The sequence below is a fragment of the Mycolicibacterium parafortuitum genome, assembly GCF_002086815.1.
Lineage (GTDB): Bacteria > Actinomycetota > Actinomycetes > Mycobacteriales > Mycobacteriaceae > Mycobacterium > Mycobacterium parafortuitum.
In genome coordinates this window covers 143748-164702 of record NZ_MVID01000008.1, presented here as the reverse complement: position 1 = coordinate 164702, position 20955 = coordinate 143748, and the positions used below count along the sequence as shown (strand labels likewise).

Sequence of the window (20955 nt, the reverse complement as noted above, 5' to 3'; positions counted from 1 at the left end):
TGACCAGTGTGACCGGCCTCGTTCACCGGTAACGGATCGTCCCCCGGAGGCGAACAACAGTGCAGGTCAACACCCCTTCGTCGAACGGTGCCGGAGTCCGGCCGCAGCGTTCGCCAGCAGGAACGACCGTGGCGCTGTGCCACACTGGGGTCAGTCGCCGGACTGGAGGTAACGCATGCGGCAGCGAAACAGGAGACGGCTCATCGCCCTGCTGACGACAGCGGGCGTGGTCGCGGGACTGACGCTCGCCGCGCCGTCGGCACTGGCCCAGCCGGCGCTCGAACCCGTCCCGGCCCCTGCTCCGGTGCCCGCGCCGCCGGCGGATCCGGCCGCGCTGCCGAACCCGGGCGCCGCCCCGGCGGCGGCCACCTCCGTCGACACGGCCGCTCCGGCCAGGGATCCGTTCGCGATCATCCCCGGCACCCCGCAGCCGATCCCCGAGGGCACGCCCGCCGGCCAGAACCCGAACCCGTTCGTCGGGCAGCCGCCGTTCGTGCCGCCGTCGTTCAACCCGACCAACGGCTCGATCGTCGGCGCGGCCAAGCCGATCTACATCAACTTCCAGCGTCCGATCGCCAACAAGCAGATGGCCCAGGACGCGGTCCACATCTCGTCGAACCCGCCGGTTCCCGGCCGGTTCTACTGGGTCACCGACACCCAGCTGCGCTGGCGCCCTCAGGACTTCTGGCCGGCGGGCACCGTCGTCACCATCGACGCCGCGGGCACCAAGTCCAGCTTCACCGTGCCCGAGCAACTGGTCGCGACCATCGACAACGACACCAAGCAGATGGAGGTCCATCGCGACGGTGTGCTGGAGCAGACCTTCCCGGTGTCGATGGGCAAGCCCGGCTACGACACCAGGAACGGCACCTACTACGTGCTGGAGAAGTTCGACGAGATCGTGATGGACTCCTCGACGTACGGGGTTCCCGTCGACGACCCGTCCGGTGAGGGCTACAAGCTCAAGGTCAAGGACGCGGTTCGCATCGACAACAGCGGGATCTTCGTCCACGGCGCACCGTGGTCGGAAGGCGCGCAGGGCAACAGCAACGTCAGCCACGGGTGCATCAACCTCAGCGCCGAGGATGCGGCGTGGTTCCGGAAGAACTTCGGCAGCGGCGACGCGGTGGTCATCAAGAACACCGACGGCGGCTTGTACGACCTCCCCGACGGTGCGTCGGATTGGCAGATGTTCTGACCGGATAGTCCTTTCGCGGTCGGTGGCGCGCCCGGCGTGCCACGATGGGGACAGGCCGGCGGCGGCCCGGCCGTCGGCGCTGGAACCGAGGGTGGGCGATGCCCGACAGCGAGTCCGACACGACCGAACCCGGTGACCGCAGGGCGCTGACGCGCGCGATCGCGGTGGTCGCCCTGCTCACGCTCGCGATGGTGTCGCTACGCGGATACCTGCCCGGCGAACAACGCCGCCCCGAACCCGAACCCGTCGACGGCGGCTCCGGCACCGTCGCGGTGATCGTGATGCTGACCGTGTCGATCGCGGCCATCGCGATCTCGATCCTGGCGCAGGCCCTGCACCGGTCCGCCGGCCCGGCCGCGGCGGACCCCCGCCGGGAGATGCGCGCCGGCCGCGGCACCCTGCCGTGGCGCCAGCTGCTGATCGCCGCCGCCGTCCTGGTCGCGTGGACGCTGGTACTGCTGATGCTGATGCGCTGGGCCTCGGTGCCGGTCGATGACGCGGTGGCCGGCGACGCCCCGGTACTCGACGAACCGTCACGCCCAGACGACGCCACCGACGCGGGCCGGCAGCGACCGCCTGCGCCGCAGGGCGGCAACGTCTTCGGCATCCTCGCGGTCGCGACGATGGTGCTGCTGGCGCTGTCGGTGACCGCGACCCTGCTGCGGCGCCGGCCCCGTGAACCCGTCCCGCCGCCGGCGCCCGACCGCCCGCGGACCCGGCCCCGGGCGCCCGGCACCGACCTGGCCCGTGCCGCCGAGCTCGGCCTGGCCGAGATGGACGACCCCGACCGCGACCCGCGCGAGGCCATCATCGCGTGCTACCTGGCGATGGAACGGGAACTCGGGAAGTCGCCCGGCACCACACCGCAGGACTCCGACACCCCGTCCGAGGTGCTGGCCCGCGCGATCCAACGCGAGGTGCTGCAGGCCGGGCACGCCACCCGGCTGGTTGAGCTGTTCGAGGAGGCGCGGTTCAGCCCGCACGTGATGGACGACGGGCACCGCGCCGACGCGGTGGCCGCGCTGCAGGCCGTGCTCGTCGAGCTTCGGGTGGCGACATGACGAAAATCGTTGTGGGTGCGGTGATTCTGGTAGTTGCGGTGCAGCTGTTCGCGCTGACCCAGTTGGAGCGCGATGTGGTGATCGCGGTGACCGGGGCGGCGCTGGCGTGTGCGTTGATCGCGGTGCGGACCCGGATGGCGCACGAGGACGCACCGCCCGACGACGGAGTGTCCGACGATGCGGCGGCGGCGATCCAGCGGTGGCTGGCGCGCACCGAGACGCTGATCTCCTGGTCGGAGTCGTCGCGCGCGGACTGGGACCGAAGGTTGCGCCCGATGCTGGCCCGGCAGTTCGAGCTCGCCTCGGGGCGCCGTAAAGCCAAGGACGCCAGGGCATTCCAGGCGACCGGCCAGATGGTGTTCGGCGACGCGCTCTGGCCTTGGGTCGATCCGGAGAACATCAGCCGCACCGGCGCCGCCGAGCTGGGACCGGGCCGCCGCACGCTCGACGAGATCCTGCGACGACTGGAGCGGCTGTGAGCACACCGGCGGTGACCACCGAACGCTGCGAGGCGGTCCTCGACGAGATCGGCCGCGCCGTGGTCGGTAAACGTGCCGCGCTGAACCTGATCCTGATCACCGTGCTGGCCCGCGGGCACATCCTGGTCGAGGACCTGCCCGGCCTCGGCAAGACGCTGATCGCCAAATCTTTCGCCGCCGCACTGGGCCTGGAGTTCACCCGCGTGCAGTTCACCCCGGACCTGCTGCCCGCCGACCTGCTCGGCTCGACGATCTACGACATGCAGTCGGGCCGGTTCGAATTCCGCCGGGGACCGATCTTCACCAACCTGCTGCTCGGCGACGAGATCAACCGCACCCCGCCGAAGACGCAGGCGGCGCTTCTGGAGGCGATGGCCGAGCGTCAGGTCAGCATCGACGGGGCGACCCATCGGCTGCCCGACCCGTTCCTGGTGCTGGCCACCGACAATCCGATCGAGTACGAGGGCACCTACCCGCTGCCCGAGGCGCAGCTGGACCGGTTCGCGATCCGGCTCGAGCTCAAATACCTGTCGCAGCCGGAGGAGGCGACGATGCTGCGCCGCAGGCTCGACCGCGGGTCCGAGCCGGTGCCGGTGCGCCGGGTCGTCGACGCCGACGAGCTGCTGCACATGCAGGAGTCCGTGGAGCAGGTCAGCGTGCACGACGACGTGGTGCACTACGTGGTGTCGCTGGCCGCGGCGAGCCGGCAACACCCGCAGGTGGCTGTCGGGGCAAGCCCCCGCGCCGAACTCGACCTGGTGCAGCTGGCCCGCGCCCGCGCACTGTTGGCCGGCAGGGACTACGTGATCCCCGAGGACGTCAAGGCGCTCGCCGTGCCGACGATGGCGCACCGCATCAGCCTGCGGCCCGAGATGTGGGTGCGCAAGGTGCAGGGTGCCGACGTCGTCGAGGAACTGCTGCGCCGCACACCGGTGCCCAGGGCCGGGTAGCGGTATGCCCGAGGTCGAACTGCGTTGGCGCGCTTCTGTTGTCACGCAGTCGGCCGCGACGTGTGTCGCGGCGGCGATGGTCGCCGCGCTGGTCACCGGACGCTGGGAGCTCGTCGGCTTCGCCGCGCCGCTTGCCGGGATCCTGTGCTCGCTCGGCTGGCAGCGCCGCGCTCCGACCGTCACCGTGCACGCCGATCCGGACTTCCAGCGCTGCTTCGAGGACGAGCCCGCGCGGGTGACGGTGCGCGCCGACACCGGCGACGGCGTCGCGGTGACGCTGGACTGTCAGTCCGTGTCCGGGATGGACCTCGAACCCGGTGGCACGGGTGCGGTGCTGGCGCGCGCGTCGCGGTGGGGCCGCTATCCGATCCGGGCCTCGGTGCGGGTCACCGGCCGCGGTGGACTGCTCGAGGGCCACGGCACCGTCGATGCCGCCGAGGTGTGCGTATTCCCGGTCGCGCCAAGCCAACCCACCGGGATCCCGCTGACCGACCTGCTCGACCGGCTCGGCACACACCTGACCCGGCACACCGGTGCGGGGGTGGAGTTCGCCGACATCCGCCCCTACGTTCCCGGCGACCAGCTGCGCACGGTCAACTGGCCGGTCAGCGCCCGCCGCGGCAGCCTGCACGTCACCGAACGGCTCACCGACCGGGCGGCCGACGTGGTGGTGCTCGTCGACACCTATCCGCAACCGCCCGGCCCGGCCACCCGGGCGACCGAACGCACCGCGCGCGGCGCCGCGCAGGTGGTGCAGAGCGCACTGCGCTACGGCGACCGCGCCGGCCTGGTCGCATTGGGTAGCCGCACCACCCGCTGGCTGGGCGCCGACATCGGCCGGCGGCAGTTCTACCGCATCCTCGACACCATGCTCGGCGCGGCCGACACGTTCGAGAAGGCGACCGGCACCCTCGCGCCGCGCGCCGCGGTGCCGACCGGTGCGATCGTGATCGCGTTCTCGACGATGCTGGACACCGAATTCGCGCTGGCGCTGATCGACCTGCGCAGACGCGGCCACCCGGTGATCGCGGTCGACGTGCTCGACGGCAGCCCGGTCGAGGGCGACCACGACCCGCTAGTGCACCGCATGTGGGCGATGCAGCGCTCCTTCATGTACCGCGATATGGCGACCGTCGGTGTGGACGTCGTGCGCTGGCCGGCGGACGCGACGCTGGACCAGGCGATGGCACTGGTCCCGGTGCACCGGAGCCGCCGATGAGCAGGTTCGCGGCCATCGCGTTCGGGCTGCTGATGGTCGGGGCCGTCGCCTACCGGGCGGACGGGCTGGCCGTGATGGTCGCGGGGATCGCCGCGACGGCGGTTCTCGCGTCGGCGTGGGTGCGGCCCGCCGCGACCGCCGCGGTGCTGCTGGCGGTGCTGACAGTGGTGCTCGGGGCGCCGGCGCCGATGCACGCGGTATTGGCCGGGCTCGCCGCCGCGGTGTATCTCGTGGTGCTGCACACCGATCCGACCGTGCCGACGATGGCGTTCGCGGTCGGTTTCGCCGCCGCGGCTGCCGCGGTGGTGGTGCTGCCCGTGCAGGTGGCGTGGCTACCGTTGGCGGCGCCGACCGCGCTGCTCGCCGGGTATCTGCTGGCGGTGCGGCCGTTCACCCGATAGCAGTTCCGTCCCTCACATCACGTGTCGACGCGGGCCCGTGGGGAACCCAGCCAGAGTACGAGGAGGTACACATGCCCGATGCGAAGGCGCCCGATCTGAAGACCGCTCCTGCACCGGTGTTGCTCTACGACGGAATCTGCGGAGTCTGCAACGGCGCGGTGCAGACCATCCTGCGACTCGACCCGCACGGCAGCCTGCGCTTCGCGCCGCTGCAGGGCGATTTCGCCGAAGGCGTGATCGACCACCACCCGTTCCTGGCCGGCGTCGACTCCATCGTGTTCGTCGAGGACCCGGGCGGCGCCGGTGAGCAGGTCGCGATCAAAACCGATGCGGCGCTTCGCGTCGCGAAGTACCTCGGCGGGCCGTGGCACGCGTTCCGCGCCGCGGCAGTGATCCCGGCGCCGCTGCGCGACCGGCTCTACGACGGATTCGCCCGTGTCCGGTACCGCATCTTCGGCACCCACGACACCTGCCCGATCCCGTCACCGGAGGTACGCGCCCGCTTCCTGGACTGAGTGGCCCTCAGTTCCAGATGTGCACCCGGCGTTCGGGTTCCAGGTACAGTTCATCGTCCTCGGTGACCTCGAACGCGTCGTAGAACGCGTCCATGTTCCGGATCACGCCGTTGCACCGGAACTCCGGCGGTGAATGCGGGTCCACCGCCAGGCGCCGGATCGCCTCGGCCTCACGGGATTTCGTGCGCCACACCTGCGCCCAGCCGAAGAACACCCGCTGCTCGCCGGTCAATCCGTCGATCACCGGGGCCGGCTTCCCCTTCAGCGACAGCCGGTAGGCCAGCAGTGCTATCGAAAGCCCGCCCAGGTCGCCGATGTTCTCCCCGACGGTGAACGCACCGTTGACGTGATGCGACGGATCCAGGCCGCGCGGGGTGAACTGTTCGTACTGCTCGATCAGAGCCTTTGTGCGCTTGCCGAATTCGGCGCGATCCTCGTCGGTCCACCAGTCCACCAGGTTTCCGTCGCCGTCGTACTTGGCGCCCTGGTCGTCGAAGCCGTGCCCGATCTCGTGGCCGATGACCGCGCCGATCCCGCCGTAGTTGGCGGCGTCGTCGGCGTCGGCGTCGAAGAACGGCGGCTGCAGGATCGCCGCGGGGAACACGATCTCGTTCATTCCCGGGTTGTAGTACGCGTTCACCGTCTGCGGCGTCATGAACCACTCGTCGCGGTCCACCGGTCCGCCGAGTTTGGCCAACTCCCGGTCATACTCCAGCGCATAACCGCGGCGGTAGTTGCCGTACAGGTCGTCGCGGGCGATCACCAACGCCGAATAGTCGCGCCACTTGGCCGGATAACCGATCTTCGGGGTGAACTTGTCGAGCTTGGCCAGCGCCTTCTCCCGGGTCTGCGGCGTCATCCAGTCCAGCTCGTTGATGCTGACCCGGTAGGCCTCCCGCAGATTGGCCACCAGCTCGTCCATCCGGGCCTTCGCCTGCGGCGGGAAGTACCGTTCCACGTACATCCGGCCCAGCGCCTCACCCATCAGGCTCTCGACCACCGAAACACCGCGCTTCCAGCGGTCCCGGATCTCCTCGGTGCCCGAGAGCCGCTTGCCGTAGAACGAGAAGTCCTCGGCGACAAGCTCGTCGGTCAGCAGGCCCGCCCGCGCGTGGATCACGCGCCACCGCAGCCAGTTCTTCCAGTCCTCCAGCGGCTCGCTCGCCCACAGGCCGGCGAACGCGGTCAAGAAATCAGGTTGGCGCACCACCACTTCGGCGGATTTCTCCTGGTCGGCACCCAAGCCGGCCAGCCACCGCGTCCAATCGAAGCCCGGCGCCTGCTCGACGAGCTCGGCGAACGTGCGCAGGTTGTAGGTCAGGTCCGCGTCGCGACGCTTGACCACGTCCCAGTGCGCGGCCGCGATCTTGGTCTCCAGCGCGACGATCCGCTCGGCGGTCCCCGCGTGATCCGCCGGGTCCCCGCCGAAGACCAGCGCGAACATCGCGGCGATGTGGCCGGGGTAGGCGGCCAGGATCTCGGCGTGCTGCTCCTCGCGGAAGTAGGACTCGTCGGGCAGCCCGATCCCGGACTGCGTCAGGTGCAGCAGGTAGCGGGTGGAGTTCTTCGAATCGGTGTCGACGTAGACGCCGGTGCCGCCGCCGATTCCGGTGCGCTGCAGCGCGCCAAGGGCCTCGGCCAGGTCATCGGGCGAGGACGCGTCGTCGACGGGCGCCAGCTCGTCACGCAACGGTGCCAGTCCGCGCTCACGGATGGTCTGCTCGTCCATGAAGCTCGCGTACAGGTCGCCTATGCGGGTGGCGTCGGTGCCGTCGGCGGCACCCGACGCGGCTTCGGCGATCAGATCCCGGATCTGTTCCTCGGCACGGTCATAGAGCGTGCGGAACGCGCCGTCGGTGGCCCGGTCGCCGGGGATCTGGTACTCGGCCAGCCAGCGGCCGTTGACGTGACCGAACAAGTCGTCCTGCGGGCGGGCGTCGGCGTCGACGTAGCGCAGGTCGATGCCGGACTTCAGGGATGTAGGAGAGGTCGCTTCTACCGTCACCCCACCAGGGTGCCAGACGGCGCGGGACCCGGCCGCCGTCCAGGTACCCTCACGCGCATGCCCGACGACGAGCACGTCCCCGAGCAGAAATCGCACGCCGGCGGTGTCTTCAGCGGCTACGGCGTCGCGTCCGCGGTGCTGGGAGTGGTGGCCCTGGTCGCCGTCGTCCTGGCCGCCGTGATCTGGTCCGGCCACCGCGCCGAGACCGACGAACTGCGCTACCGCACCCAGGTGCTGCAGACCGCCGCGGAATGGACCGGGGTGCTGATCAACCTGAACCCCGACTCCGTCGACTCGGACATGGCCAAGCTGCACGAGGGCACCGTCGGGCAGCTCAACGCCGACTTCGAGACCAGCATGGCGCCGTTCCGCAAGCTGGTGCAGACGTTGCAGGCACGCACCACCGGGCAGGTGGATTCGGTCGCGATCGAGACGATCCACCACGACGACCCGGGTGCGCCGCAACCGCAGGAGTCGGAGCTGGAGGGGCTCGCGTCGCGCACCGACACCGTCATGGTGGTCGCGACGTCGCTGAGCGAGAACGCGGGCACCGACACGCCGCAGACCGTGCGCTGGAATCTGCGCCTGGACATCACCGACGTCGACGGCGACCTGATGGTCTCCCGGCTGGAGTCGATCCGATGAGGAACAGGCTGCGCGTACTCGCGTTCGACCTGCTCACACCCGCCGTCGCGATCGCGGCGCTGGTGTACCTCGGTGTCGCGCTCGGCTGGCCGCTGTGGTGGGTGTCGGTGTGTTCGGTGCTGTGCCTGCTGATCGTCGAGGGCGTCGCGGTGAATTTCGTGCTGGCCCGCCGCGACGCCGTCACCGTCGGTACCGACGACGACGGGCCCGGGCTGCGGCTGGCCGTCGTCGGCGCCGCCACCGCGGCGGTGGTGACCGCGGCGATCGTCGGATATGTGCAGTGGACCCTTCCCGACCGTGCGCTGCGCGACGACACCGCGGAGGTGGCCGGTATCGCGAGCAGCGTCGCCGAGGCGTCCGCGACGTTCACCCCGCAGAACCCGACCGGCTCGATCGACCGCGCCACCAGCATGATGTCGGCCGCCAGCGCGGAACGCTTCAAGAACGAATTCGCCACGGTGGCCCAGGATCTCGGTAAGAGGAACGTGTCGGCGCAGGCCAGGACGGTGTCGGCGGGAGTCGAGGCGATCGGGCCGGACGCCGCCAGCGTCGCCGTCATCCTGCGCGGCACACAGTCCACGCCCGGGCAGAAACCCGACACCGCGGTGCTCGCGCTGCGGGTCGCGCTGTCCAAGACCGACGGACGGTGGGTCGTCGAGGACGTCGCACCGATCCACGCCCGCTAGCGAACGTCACGCGTGCCGCTGCCCGACCGACTGTCCCCCCGGGCCGACGCCGTCCTGATCGGGCTGCTGGCGTTCGCGCTGAGCGTGGCGGCGGCCGGCCGGCCGTCGCTGTGGGCGGATGAGTCCGCGACGATCTCGGCGGCCACCCTGCCTGTCGGCGAGCTCTGGGATCTCCTCGGGCACGTCGACGCGGTGCACGGGCTGTACTACCTGCTGCTGCACGGATGGTTCGCGGTGTTCCCGGTCAGCGAGTTCTGGGCGCGGGTGCCGAGTGCGCTGATGGTCGGGGTCGCGGCGGCAGGCACGTGCGTGCTCGGGGCCCGGATGTCGGGACGCACGGTCGGCATCGCCGCCGGCGTGGTCTTCGCGGTGCTGCCCCGCACCACGTGGGCGGGTCTGGAGGCCCGGTCCTACGCGCTGTCGATCGCGTGTGCGGTGTGGCTGACCGTGCTGGCGCTGACCGCGATGCGTCGCGGCGGATGGCGCTGGTGGGCGGGCTACACGGCGGCGTTGACCGTGGCGGCGGTGGTGAACGTGCTGGTGCTGCTGATTCTCGCCGCGCACGCGGCGATGCTGGCGGCGCTGCGGGCGGATCGGGCCGCGCTGCGGTCCTGGGCGGTGGCGACCGGCGCGGCCCTGGTGCTGGTCAGCCCGGTGGTCGCGGTCATCGTGGCCCAGCAGGACCAGGTCGCCTGGATCTGGCCGGTCGGGCCGGTGACGGCCGGGCAGATCGCCGGCGAGCAGTACTTCCCGTCGGTGTACTCCGACAGCGAGCGCGCCGTCGGCCCCGATCAGCAGCAGTTCGGCGCCGAGGAGCTCAAGGTCGCGGTCCGGGCGTGGGCGCGGGTGGCGCCGCTGATCATGGTGATTGCCGTGGTCTGCGCGCTGGCGGTGCGGGCCCGGCGCCGCCGCGGTGCGTCCGACCGGGTGCTGGTCTGGACGTGCGCGGCCTGGATCGTGGTGCCGACGCTTGCGCTGGTCGGCTACTCGCTGGTGGCCCGGCCGCTGTATCAACCCCACTACCTGGCCTTCACCACCCCGGCCGTCGCGCTGCTCGTCGGGCTGTGCGCGGCCACCGTGGGTCGCGACGCGCGCCACCTCACCGCGGTGCTGGCGGTCATCGCCGCCGCGGCGGCACCGAACTATGTGGCCCAGCGCGGGCCGTACGCGAAGTTCGGATCGGACTACAGCCAGGTCGCCGCGCTGCTGGCCGAACGCGGCGGGGAGGCCGAGTGCGTCCGCGTCGACGGCACGCCGTCGGCACCGACGGCGCTGGCCGGTGCGCGCCGCACGCACGGCGACGCGCTGCGCCCGGTCGGCGCCGACCAGGCGGCCGGTTGCGTGGTGCTGTGGACCGTCACCGACGCCGGTACCCCGGCGCCCGTCCCCGGATTCGTGGCGACCGAGGTGTGGCGCTTCAACCAGACGCAGGTGATGCGGTCGGTGCGCGACCGATCGTGACGGATCGGTGACGTCGCGGTTCGCAGGCTGCAACGCGGCCGATCCCGGGTAACCAGGCGGGGTCCGGCGATGAGCGAAACCCCCGCACGACATTGAGGTCCTGTGTTGTCATGCCCTACCCAGTGGGCGCTGGACGCGCCCAGGCGCGTCGTCGCGTGCGTCGCGCTGCTTGTGGTGGGCGCGGCGATCTTCGCGTTTCCGGTCGTCTCGGACCTGTCCGCCGGGGGATTCGCCGATCCAGGTGCCGAATCGTCGCGTGCCACCCAGCTTCTCGCCGAGAAATTCGGTAAGGGCGACGTCCAGCTGGTGCTGCTCGTCACCGAGGCGGACGTCGGTGACCCCGGTGCCGAGGTCGGACGCCGGATCGCCGACGCACTGGCCGACAGCCCCGACGTGTTGGGCGTGATGTCGCCGTGGACGTCGCCGCCCGCCGTCGCGCAGGGGCTGCGCAGCGAGGACGGCGGGGCCGGCCTGATCGTCGCGGACCTGCGCGGCGGCGAGAGCGACGGGCCCGGCTACGCCCGTGCGCTGCTGGAGCGGATCGATGCCGACATCGTCGCGGGCAGCGGGGTGACGGTCACCGCGGGTGGGTCGGCGATGGTGTTCAGCCAGATCACAGAGCAGACGCTGCGCGACGTGCTGATCATGGAGTCCATCGCGGTCCCGCTCAGCCTCGCGGTGCTGGTCTGGGTGTTCGGCGGGCTGGTGGCCGCCACGGTGCCGGTGCTGGTGGCGGCGGTCGCGATCGTCGGCTCGATGGCGTTGCTGCGGCTGATCGCGCTCGGTACCGAGGTGTCGATCTTCGCGTTGAACCTCGCGACCGCGCTCGGGCTGGCGCTGGCGATCGACTACACACTGCTGATCGTCAGCCGCTACCGGGACGAACTCGCGGCAGGCCGCGAGCCCCCCGCCGCGCTGCGCATCACGATGGCCACCGCCGGGCGGACCATCGTGTTCTCGGCGCTGACCGTCGCGTTGTCGATGTCGACGTTGTTGTTGTTCGACGTGCCGTTCCTGCGGTCCTTCGGTTACGCCGGGGTCGTCACCGTCGCGCTGTCCGCGGCCGCGGCGCTGCTGTTCTCGCCGGCGTTGATGACGCTGCTCGGCACCCGGCTGGCGAAACCGCCGGGACGGCACGGGCGCGGTGCCGGCCCCGAACTGGTACAGCACCGGTTCTGGTTCCGCAGTACGGAATTCGTGCTGCGGCACGCGCTGCCGATCGGGGTGGCGGGCACCGTGCTGCTCGTCGCGGTCGGCCTGCCGTTCCTGCACGTGAAGTGGGGCTATCCCGACGACCGGGTGCTGCCCGCGACCGCATCGGCGCACCAGGTCGGCGACCGGCTGCGCGCCGATTTCGTGGACCTGTCCGGCACCGAGAGCACCGTGGTCGTGCCCGACGCCGACGGACTCACCGACGCCGACTGGGCGGACTACGCGGCGGCGCTGTCCCGGGTCGACGGCGTCACCGCGGTGGCGGCACCGGTCGGCGCCTTCGTCGACGGGCGGCCCGTCGGCCCGGCCCCGGCCGGAGCCGAGATCGCCGGTGGCAGCGCCTATCTGACCGTATCGGGTCAGGCGGCGCTGTTCTCGCCGGAATCCGAGACGCAATTGGCTGGCCTGCGGGCGGTGCCCGGCCCGGGCGGCCGCGCGGTGCTGATGACCGGTTCTGCGGCGGTCAACCGCGACAGTATCGACTCGATCGCCGCGAAACTCCCTCTGGTGCTGGGCATCACCGCACTGGTGATCTTCGCGGTGCTGTTCGTGCTGACACGCAGCGTAGTGTTGCCGCTGAAAGCGCTTGTCCTCAATGTCCTTTCGCTGACCGCCGCGTTCGGCGCACTGGTGTGGATCTTCCAGGAAGGGCACCTCGGGGCGTTGGGGACCACGCCGACGGGCACCCTGGTGGCCACCATCCCGGTGCTGCTGTTCTGTATCGCATTCGGGCTGTCGATGGACTACGAGGTGTTCCTGCTGGCACGGATCCGCGAATTCTGGCTGCGCAGTGAGAAATCCGCGAGCGATCTGGACCGCAGCGTGGTGCTGGGGCTGGCCTACACAGGCCGGGTGGTCACCGCCGCGGCGGCGATCATGACGATCTCGTTCGCGGGGCTGATCGCCGCGCAGGTGTCGTTCATGCGGATGTTCGGCGTCGGGCTGGTGCTGGCGGTACTGGTCGACGCGACGCTGGTGCGGATGGTGCTGCTGCCCGCCTACATGAAACTGATGGGCCGGCTGAACTGGTGGGCGCCGTCATGGCGGTGATCCTGGCCTACACGGCGCCCGCACTCGGGCATCTCTTCCCGTTCTGCGCGGTGCTGCGGGAACTGGCCGACCGTGGCCATGTCATCCACGTCCGCACCCTCGCGTCCGGCCTGGAGATCGCGCGCGCCGAGGGGTTCGCGACCGCCCCGGTCGATCGCCGCATCGAGGCCGTCCAGGCCGCCGACGATCTGGACGGCACTGTCCGGTCGGCGAGCAACACCGTCGACGTGCTCACCCGGCGGGCTCCCCTCGAGGTCGCGGACCTGCTCGCCGCGGTCGAGCAGGTGCGCCCGGATCTGGTGCTGGTGGACGCGAACTGCTGGGGGGCGATGTCGGCCGCGGAGACCACCGGCCGTCCGTGGGTGGTGTTGTCGCCGTTCACGCCGTACCTGCAGTCGCCGGGCAGCCCGCCGTTCGGCCCGGGTGCCGCACCGTGGCCGGGGCCGCTGGGCCGGATCCGGGACTGGGGCATCGGCCTGGTCACCAAGACGGTGTTCGACCGGCCGTTCGCGAGGGCGATGACGCCGCTGCGGCGTGCGCTCGGACTGACCCCGGTGCGCACCGCCGGTGAACTGCTGCTGCGCGCTCCGGCCGTGCTCGTCGCGACCGGTAAGCCGCTGGAGTACGCGCACACCGACTGGGGTCCGACCGTGACGATGATCGGCCCGGCGGGCTTCGATCCCGCGCCCGCGGCACGGCCGCCCTGGCTGGACGCCATCGAGGAGCCGATCGTGCTCGTCACCACGTCCTCGGTCGGGCAACCGGACGCCGCGCTGGTCGAGACCGCCGTCGCGGCGCTGCGCGACGAACCCGTCCACGTCGTGGTCACCGCCCCGACCACCGACGTCGACGTGTCGTCCCGGCCCGGGGTGACCCAGGTGCGGTTCGCCGCGCATTCGCTGCTCCTCGAGCGCGCGGTGTGTGTGATCACCCACGGCGGCATGGGAGTCACCCAGAAGGCGCTGGAGCGCGGCGTCCCGGTCTGCGTGGTGCCGTTCGGCCGCGACCAGTTCGAGGTGGCCCGGCGGGTGGAGCTGGCCGGCTGCGGCACCCGGCTGCCGGCGAGCAGGCTCACCGTCCCCCGGCTGCGTGCGGCGGTGCAGGCCGCGATGAGGATGACCGGCGGCGCCGCCCGGGTGGCCGCCGGTTTCGCCGCGACCGGAGGGGTGGCGCGTGGCGCCGACGTCATCGAAAGACGACTCGCCGACTCGCCGGCGTTAAGCCACGGTCGTGATCTGTCGCCGGAGTGCAGCCCGGAATGATATTTCGCGGGGCTCAGGGTTCGACGGGGCGCTGGGCGCGCATCTTGGAGAACCGGTCCGACAGCCGGCCCATCCGGATCATCAGCGATGCGGCCGGGCTGGTGGTGCCGCGCAGGTATTCGGCGAACTGCTCGGCGGGCACCCCGATGCGGGACGCGAACTCCTGCTCGCCGAGCCCGGAACGCTCCAGCAGCAGATGCACGTGGCGGGCCACCTCGGCGCACTCGTTGGCCTCGAGGTGTTCGCGGGTGCGGCTGAGCACCTCCTGCATCGCCTTCGACACCCCGTAGGGCCGCGCGGTCTCCAGGACCTCCTCGACCTGACGGGCGGTGCGGCCGTACGGGTCGCGCTTGATCGCGACGACGATGCGCTGCCAGACGCTCAGGTCGTCGCTCTCCAGCGCCGCGCGGATCGCCGCCGTCGGCCAGAACTCGACTGGCCGGCTGTCGGGAGCAGGGGTCGGGGAGCCGGCGGTCTTGGACAAACTGGGGGTCACCTCGTCTCCTCCAACATGGCCACTGCGACAGACAGGCAGCGCTGTCTGACCTGCGCCCACCGCGTCTCCGCGTCGGCCCCCGCCTGCGCGAGGTCCGGCCCGTCCGTCGGGTGGGGTTCGGCCAGTCGGCGCACCAGCTGGGTGGCCACCCAGTGCCGGTTACGGGCGGTTTCCTGCCCGCGTGCCGACTGTCCAGAGTAGTACCGGTCCATGCCTGCCAGCACTTCGGCAGCGGTGCTGGTGTCCATCGAGTCCACCAGCTCGGCGAGCTCCTGGAAGTCGCGGGAGCTGTTGCGTTGCAGGATCAGGTAGCTCTTCAGCCGCAGGGTCTCGGCCCCGGTCGGGATCTGCAACCGGTCCCCGGTCGGCAACAACACGTTGGTGGTCTCCATCGGGCTGATCCGCGCGATCAACTGGTGACTGTGCTCGGCGTCCGCGCGCTCGGCGGCCAGCGCATCCAGCGCCACATCCAGCCGACCGCGCCACATCGTCACCGGATGTTTGGGCAGCTTGACCGCGACGGTCTTGCCGTGCGCCCGGTTGCTGACCGCCGCGGTGATCCGCTCGTCGCGGCCCACCCGGGTGCCGCTCATCTTCCCGCACGGCAGGCACCCGCTGAACGCCAGCGGATCGGCCACGGTGATCGCTTGGGGGGCAAGGGTTTTCAGCTTCGCTGCGGACTTCACGACGGTGCGCAGGTCGGAGCCGGACGGGGCGAGGGCGGAGATGTCGTCAGGGATGATGACGAGGTCGCCGATGTCGGCCTTGGGCAGCGGCTTCTCGAAGTCCACCGACGGCAGGATGCGGTCCAGCCAGCGCGGCAACCACCAGTTCCACTCGTCGAACATCGCCATCAGCGCGGGCACCAGCACCAGCCGGACGATCGTCGCGTCCACCGCGATCGCGACCGCGCACGCGACGCCGAGCTGCGCGACCAGCGGCATGCCCGCGAACGCGAAACCGATGAACACCGCGATCATGATCAGCGCCGCGCTGGTGATGGTGCGGGCGCTGGTGGACACCCCGTAGGCGACCGCGTCGCGGGTGTTGCCGGTCTGCAGGAACCGCTCCCGGATCCGGGTCAGCAGGAAGATCTCGTAGTCCATCGACAGGCCGAACGTCAGCGCCAGCACCAGCGGCGGGATGGTGCTGTCCAGCGACGGGATCTGGTCGAAGCCGAGATCCGAGAGCCAGCCCCACTGGAACACCACCACCAGCGAGCCGTACGCGGCCGCCACCGACAGCACGGTCATCAGGACGCCCTTGAGCGCCAGGAACACCGACCGGATCGACACCAGCAGCATCACGAACGCGATCAGCGCGACGAACAGGAACACCAGCGGCTGGGTCGCCGACACCCGGTCGTCGAAGTCCTTGATCAGCGCGGTCGGTCCGCCGACGTCGATGCGGGCCGCATCCCCGGCGACCGGGGGCAGCTTCTCCCGCATCCAGTCGACGGTGTCGCGGGCGCCCATGTCCTCCGGGTCGACCGACAGCACCGCCGACAGCAGCGCGCTGCGGTAGTCGGTGCCGAACACCGGGGGCGTCACCGACAGCGTGTTCGGCGCCTCCGACATCGTCTGGCGCAGCTCGGCCAGCAGCGGTTCCTTGGCGGCCACCGCGCCCTCACCGCCTTCGGGGAACGTGACCAGCACCCGGATCGGGCCGAGCGCGCCGGGGCCGAGCGCCTCCGCGGCTGCGTTCACCCCGCCGCGGATCTCGTGGGTGGCGTCGAACTGCCGTTGCATGCTGTTGCCGAGCAGCATCGAGAATGCCGGCGCGGCGAAGGTCAGCAGCACCGCCGCGGCCGCGATCGCCGACAGCCACGGCCTGCGCATCACCCAGCCGGTCCAGCGGGTCCAGAACCTCGACTGCGTCGCCTCCGCCCCGCGCCCCCAATGCAGGTACGACGAACGCTTGGCGGCCCGGCGGCCGAACGTCGCCAGCACCGCCGGCGTCAGCGTCGTCGAGGTCAGCACCGCGATCGCGACGGCGAGGATCGCGCCCGTCGCCATCGACTGCAGCACCGGGGTGTTGATCAGGTAGATGCCGGTGACCGACGCGATGACGGTCAGTCCGGACAGCACCACGGCCAGACCCGAGGTGGCCATCGCGGCGTCGGCGGCGTCCTCGGGTTCTCGTCCCGCGCGCAGCTCCTCGCGGAACCGCATCAGGATGAACAGCGAGTAGTCGATCGCGACCGCGATGCCGAACATCGACACCGTCGAGGTCACGAACACCGACATCGTGGTGTACATCGACAGCACGAACACCACGCCCATGGTCACCACGACCGTGCACACGCCGAGCAGCAGCGGCATCGCCGCGGCGGCCAGCGAACCGAACACCGCGAGCAGGATGACCAGGACGATCGGGAAGTTCCACTTCTCTGCCTGGGCGATGTCGTGCTTGGTGGCCTCCGTCGCGGCGGCGCCGAGCGCGCCCTGCCCGATCACATACAGCCGGACCTTGCCGTTCTCCGTCTCACCCGGCTCCTCGCCGTCGACGCCGACCTTCTCCCGCAGCTGTTTGGCGATGTCGACGGCGCCGGTGTTCTCGAAGTCCAGCTGCAGGGTGATCACGTACGGCCGGTCGGGCTGCGGCGGGGGCTGCTGCGGGGTCGGGACGACCTTGAGGCTGGGGATCTCGGCGGCCAGGCTCTCCAAATAGGCGACCGCGTTGTTCATGTCCTCGAACGTCGCGTCCGGGCGCGGTGCGGCCACCAACGCCAGCGGGGACGCGCCCTGGTCCGGGAACTGCGCTTCGAGCTGTTGCTGCACGTACAGCGACTGGGAGCCCTCGACCTCGAACCCGCCGCCGGTCAGATTGCCGGCCTGGTTCATCGCCAGGTAGATCGACGGCACGAGGAGCAGCAGCCAGACCGCGAACACCGCCCAGCGGAACCTGCGCAGGTTGCTGCTCACGCGCATCATGAACTGCTGGATCGGAACTCCCCACTTTCTCCCGGGCTCTTCGTAGCGGAAGCGTACAGCAGCTTTCTGTAGGTCGGCGGTCCTCAGAAGCGCTGCCAGGAATGCCTCATGCAGCCTTAATACCTGCGGGTTCGCCGGTGTGGCCGGTCACCCCGGCGCGCTCGGTGGCACTATGGCCAGACAGCCGCGGGCGGCGTCGGGGATCCTTTGCCAATGATCACAGCAGGTTTGCGAGACGGGTGACGTGTACGCAAACCGTTAGGAGTTCGCAATGAATTCACCCGCCGGTTTCCGGCCGTTTTCCGCCCGGTGGGCGGTCACCGCAGCCGGACTCACCCTGATCGGAATTATCGCGGGCGTCGATTCAGCGCCTACCGCGGCTGCCGCGCCGGATCCGTGCGCGGCGAGCGAGGTCGCCAAGACCGTCGCCGAGGTCGCGACCTACACCGGCAACTATCTGGAGGCCAACCCGAAGGCCAACGCCGCGATCACCGCGATCTCGCAGAAACCCAGCGGCCCGGAGTCGGTCGCGGCGCTGACGACCTATTTCGACGCGAACCCGAAGGTGGCCGCCGACCTGCAACGGCTGCAGCAGCCGCTGGTGACGCTGTCGCGCACCTGCACGCTGCCGGTCACGCTGCCGCAGTTGTTCGGGCTGATGCAGGCCGCCGCGCAGGCCCCGGTGCCGCCGGCGCAGCCGTAGCGGCGGGCGCCCGGCGAACCGGACTTTCTCACGATTGGTTAACCGCTAGGCAAGAAAGTGCGTACTGGTTCTGCTTAGCTTTCTAGGATGGTCGTCGCCGGAGACTGGAATGGGTCCCGGCTCGTCAACCCTGAAGAAGGAGCCTCCATGTTGAACTCGGCCCCCATCGTGCGCCGTGCGGTTGCAGGCGCGCTGGGCGCTGGTGCGGTTACGGGTGCTGTGCTGTTCGGCGTGCTCGGCGCCGCTCCGGCCTCGGCTCAGCCCGCTCCGCCTCCGCCGCCGAACTGCACCGCGGCGGACTTCGCCGGTGTCGCGTCCGGTGTCTCGGCGGGGACGTCGGCATACCTGTTCACCCATCCCGAGGTGAACAACTTCTTCACCAGCCTGCACGGTGCTCCGCGTGCTCAGCTCGACGCCGAGATCGCCGAGTACCTCGCCGACAACCCGCAGATCGAGGCGGAGCTGCGCGGCGTGCGTCAGCCGCTGGCCGACATCAAGCACCGCTGCGGCTTCACGCCGGAGGACCCGGACGGCCCCGGTTTCTAGACGCTGATGCGAGACAGGGTGGACACTCCTCCCGCTCGCGGCGGGGAGTCGTCCGCCCAGGACGGCGCGGGCCGGACGGTCCTGATGGTGGACGACGACCCGGATGTGCGGACCTCGGTGGCCCGGGGTCTGCGCCACTCCGGGTTCGACGTCCGCGTCGCGGCGACGGGCAAAGAGGCGTTGCGGCTGCTCTCCAGCGAATCGCACGATGCGCTGGTGCTCGACGTGCAGATGCCGGAGCTCGACGGGGTCGCGGTGGTGACCGCGCTGCGCGCGCTGGGTAACGACATCCCGATCTGCGTGCTGTCGGCCCGCGACACCGTCAACGACCGCATCGCGGGTCTGGAGGCCGGTGCCGACGACTACCTGACCAAACCGTTCGACCTGGGTGAGCTGGTGGCCCGGCTGCACGCGCTGCTGCGCCGGGCCCACCACTCCGATCCGACGTCGGACACGATGACGGTCGGGTCGCTGACCATCGACACCGCGCGCCGGCTGGTGTTCGTCGCCGGGGAGCGGGTCGAGCTGACCAAGCGCGAATTCGACCTACTCGCCGCACTCGCGGAGAACGCCGGCGTGGTCCTGAGCCGCCAGCGCCTGCTGGAGCTGGTGTGGGGATACGACTTCGACGTCGACACCAACGTCGCCGACGTGTTCGTGTCCTATCTGCGCCGCAAACTGGAGCGCGACGGGTTGCCGCGGGTCATCCACACGGTGCGCGGCATCGGGTACGTGCTGCGGGAAGAGGCGTGACGGTCCGCAAGGGCAGCACAGCGCGAGGATCGTGAGGTGCCCCGCGTCCCGAGGTTCCTCACCTCCGCCTCCCTGCGCACCCGGGTGGCGATCGCCGCCGCGGCGGCCGCCGCGGCCGTGGTGGCCGCGTTCACGCTGCTGACCTCGGTGGTTCTGGCCAACAATGACGACGCCCAGCTCGACCGGCGCCTCGACGCGATCGTCGACGCCAGCGTGTTCCCCGACCAGCTGACCGACCCGCGGCGCGGGGTGCTGCAGACCGGCCGGTCCCGGTCCTCGGGGCAGGTGGTGTTCCAGCGCGGCTTCCAGCTGCCGCCGCTGCCGCCCGGCACCGACACCGTCGTCGTCAACGGGGTCGAGTACCGGGTGCGGACCATCCCGGTCGACGACGAGGGCGGGGTGCTGATGTCGATCGGCATCCGGGCCGACAGCATCCTGCTGAGCCGGGCGCGGATCCCGTTCTACATCGGCGTCGGCGTCGTCACCGTGCTGATCGCCGGGGTGCTGGGCTGGCTGCTGGCCGGTCCGGCGATCCGGCCGCTGCGAAGGCTCACCGAGCACACCAAGCGGCTCGGCGACGGCACCGAGAAGATCCCGGCGGTGCGCGGCGTACGCGAGGCCGAGGACCTGTCCGAGGCGATGAGCGCGATGCTCGACCGCCTCGCCGCCGCCCAGCGCGTCACCACCAGCTCACTGCAGGCCGCGCAGGACTTCGCCGCCACCGCCGCCCACGAACTGCGCACCCCGCTGACCGCGATGCGCGCCGATCTGGACACCCTGCGCATCCACGACCTGCCCGAAGACGAACGCGCGGAGGTCGTCGGCGACCTGGCCCGCGCCCAGCGCCGCGTCGAGAGCATCATCACCGCGCTGGGCCAGCTCGCGTCCGGCGAGCTGGCGCAGGCCGAGGACCGCGAGGTCATCGACATCGCCGATCTGCTCGAGCGGGTGGCCCGGGAGAACATGCGGGTCAACCGGGATGTCCGCATCGACATCGAGGCCGCCGACGACCTCGGGACCGTGCTGGGCTGGCCGACCGGGCTTCGGCTGGCCGTGGACAATCTGGTGCGCAACGCCGTCACCCACGGCACCGCGTCGCACGTCGTGCTCGCGGCCCGCCGGGACCAGTCCGACATCACGATCGTCGTCGACGACAACGGGCAGGGGCTGCCCGCCGCCGAGCACCAGGCCGTGCTCGGCAGATTCTCGCGCGGCAGCACCGCCGCGCCGGGCGGTTCCGGGCTGGGCCTGGCGCTGGTCGCTCAGCAGGCCGCCTTGCACGGCGGCACGATCGCACTCAGCGACAGTCCGCTCGGCGGCCTGCGTGCGACGCTGACGATCTCGACGTCGCCTGTCGTACGCGATGATTCAGTACCGTGA

General features: G+C 70.9%; 19 protein-coding genes. 16 read left to right on the top strand and 3 right to left on the bottom strand.

All coding sequences use genetic code 11. From position 1 onward, the window contains the following. Positions 1–175 precede the first annotated feature (175 nt). From BST38_RS12060 to BST38_RS12030, 7 genes are all read left to right on the top strand, one after another. On the top strand, positions 176–1198 hold the full coding sequence (locus BST38_RS12060; protein ID WP_083143521.1) for a L,D-transpeptidase: 1023 nt from the start codon (positions 176–178) through the stop codon (positions 1196–1198). Positions 1199–1296: 98 nt separating this feature from the next. Further along, on the top strand, positions 1297–2259 hold the full coding sequence (locus tag BST38_RS12055; RefSeq protein ID WP_083143520.1) for a DUF4129 domain-containing protein: 963 nt from the start codon (positions 1297–1299) through the stop codon (positions 2257–2259). Beyond that, a complete protein-coding gene (locus tag BST38_RS12050) occupies positions 2256–2738 on the top strand; it encodes a hypothetical protein (RefSeq protein ID WP_083143519.1) in 483 nt (160 codons plus the stop codon). Before BST38_RS12055 ends, BST38_RS12050 begins: the two co-directional genes overlap by 4 nt. Next, on the top strand, positions 2735–3688 hold the full coding sequence (locus BST38_RS12045) for an AAA family ATPase (RefSeq protein ID WP_083143518.1): 954 nt from the start codon (positions 2735–2737) through the stop codon (positions 3686–3688). The genes BST38_RS12050 and BST38_RS12045 overlap by 4 nt, the downstream gene beginning before the upstream one ends. A gap of 4 nt (positions 3689–3692) precedes the next feature. Then, a complete protein-coding gene (locus BST38_RS12040) occupies positions 3693–4907 on the top strand; it encodes a DUF58 domain-containing protein (RefSeq protein ID WP_083143517.1) in 1215 nt (404 codons plus the stop codon). After that, positions 4904–5308: a hypothetical protein gene (locus BST38_RS12035; RefSeq protein WP_083143516.1), complete on the top strand. Its 405-nt coding sequence runs from the start codon at positions 4904–4906 to the stop codon at positions 5306–5308. Before BST38_RS12040 ends, BST38_RS12035 begins: the two co-directional genes overlap by 4 nt. A 71-nt stretch (positions 5309–5379) precedes the next feature. Beyond that, positions 5380–5823, top strand: a complete 444-nt coding sequence (locus BST38_RS12030; protein WP_083143515.1) for a thiol-disulfide oxidoreductase DCC family protein — start codon at positions 5380–5382, stop codon at positions 5821–5823. A 7-nt stretch (positions 5824–5830) separates the two neighbouring features. Here BST38_RS12030 and BST38_RS12025 read toward each other — a convergent pair whose 3' ends face one another. Continuing rightward, complete coding sequence (locus BST38_RS12025; protein ID WP_083143514.1) at positions 5831–7828, bottom strand: M13 family metallopeptidase; 1998 nt, start codon at positions 7826–7828, stop codon at positions 5831–5833. 57 nt (positions 7829–7885) lie between these two features. Between BST38_RS12025 and BST38_RS12020 the strand changes: the two genes are divergently transcribed. From BST38_RS12020 to BST38_RS12000, 5 genes are all read left to right on the top strand, one after another. Continuing rightward, positions 7886–8473, top strand: a complete 588-nt coding sequence (locus tag BST38_RS12020; RefSeq protein ID WP_083143513.1) for an Rv1363c family protein — start codon at positions 7886–7888, stop codon at positions 8471–8473. Next, positions 8470–9159 (top strand): hypothetical protein, encoded by a 690-nt coding sequence (locus BST38_RS12015; RefSeq protein ID WP_083143512.1) that lies wholly within the window; start codon positions 8470–8472, stop codon positions 9157–9159. The genes BST38_RS12020 and BST38_RS12015 overlap by 4 nt, the downstream gene beginning before the upstream one ends. Positions 9160–9171: 12 nt before the next feature. Continuing rightward, entirely contained in the window at positions 9172–10620 is a 1449-nt protein-coding gene (locus tag BST38_RS12010) for a glycosyltransferase family 39 protein (protein ID WP_083143511.1), read from the top strand. A gap of 102 nt (positions 10621–10722) precedes the next feature. Further along, entirely contained in the window at positions 10723–12882 is a 2160-nt protein-coding gene (locus tag BST38_RS12005; RefSeq protein ID WP_083143510.1) for an MMPL family transporter, read from the top strand. Beyond that, complete coding sequence (locus tag BST38_RS12000; protein ID WP_083143577.1) at positions 12873–14144, top strand: glycosyltransferase; 1272 nt, start codon at positions 12873–12875, stop codon at positions 14142–14144. Before BST38_RS12005 ends, BST38_RS12000 begins: the two co-directional genes overlap by 10 nt. A gap of 13 nt (positions 14145–14157) precedes the next feature. Here BST38_RS12000 and BST38_RS11995 read toward each other — a convergent pair whose 3' ends face one another. Beyond that, positions 14158–14640 (bottom strand): transcriptional regulator, encoded by a 483-nt coding sequence (locus BST38_RS11995; RefSeq protein WP_083143509.1) that lies wholly within the window; start codon positions 14638–14640, stop codon positions 14158–14160. Then, positions 14637–17573 (bottom strand): MMPL family transporter, encoded by a 2937-nt coding sequence (locus BST38_RS11990; RefSeq protein ID WP_083143508.1) that lies wholly within the window; start codon positions 17571–17573, stop codon positions 14637–14639. Before BST38_RS11990 ends, BST38_RS11995 begins: the two co-directional genes overlap by 4 nt. 271 nt (positions 17574–17844) lie before the next feature. Between BST38_RS11990 and BST38_RS11985 the strand changes: the two genes are divergently transcribed. The 4 genes from BST38_RS11985 (at position 17845) to BST38_RS11970 (ending at position 20955) form a co-directional block, all read left to right on the top strand. Continuing rightward, positions 17845–18276 carry a hemophore gene (locus BST38_RS11985; protein WP_083143507.1) on the top strand — a complete coding sequence of 144 codons (432 nt, stop codon included), beginning with the start codon at positions 17845–17847 and terminating at the stop codon, positions 18274–18276. Between the two features lie 147 nt (positions 18277–18423). Then, complete coding sequence (locus BST38_RS11980) at positions 18424–18822, top strand: heme-binding protein (protein ID WP_083143506.1); 399 nt, start codon at positions 18424–18426, stop codon at positions 18820–18822. Between the two features lie 6 nt (positions 18823–18828). Then, positions 18829–19575, top strand: a complete 747-nt coding sequence (locus BST38_RS11975; RefSeq protein ID WP_083143505.1) for a response regulator transcription factor — start codon at positions 18829–18831, stop codon at positions 19573–19575. A 36-nt stretch (positions 19576–19611) separates the two neighbouring features. After that, complete coding sequence (locus BST38_RS11970; RefSeq protein ID WP_083143504.1) at positions 19612–20955, top strand: sensor histidine kinase; 1344 nt, start codon at positions 19612–19614, stop codon at positions 20953–20955.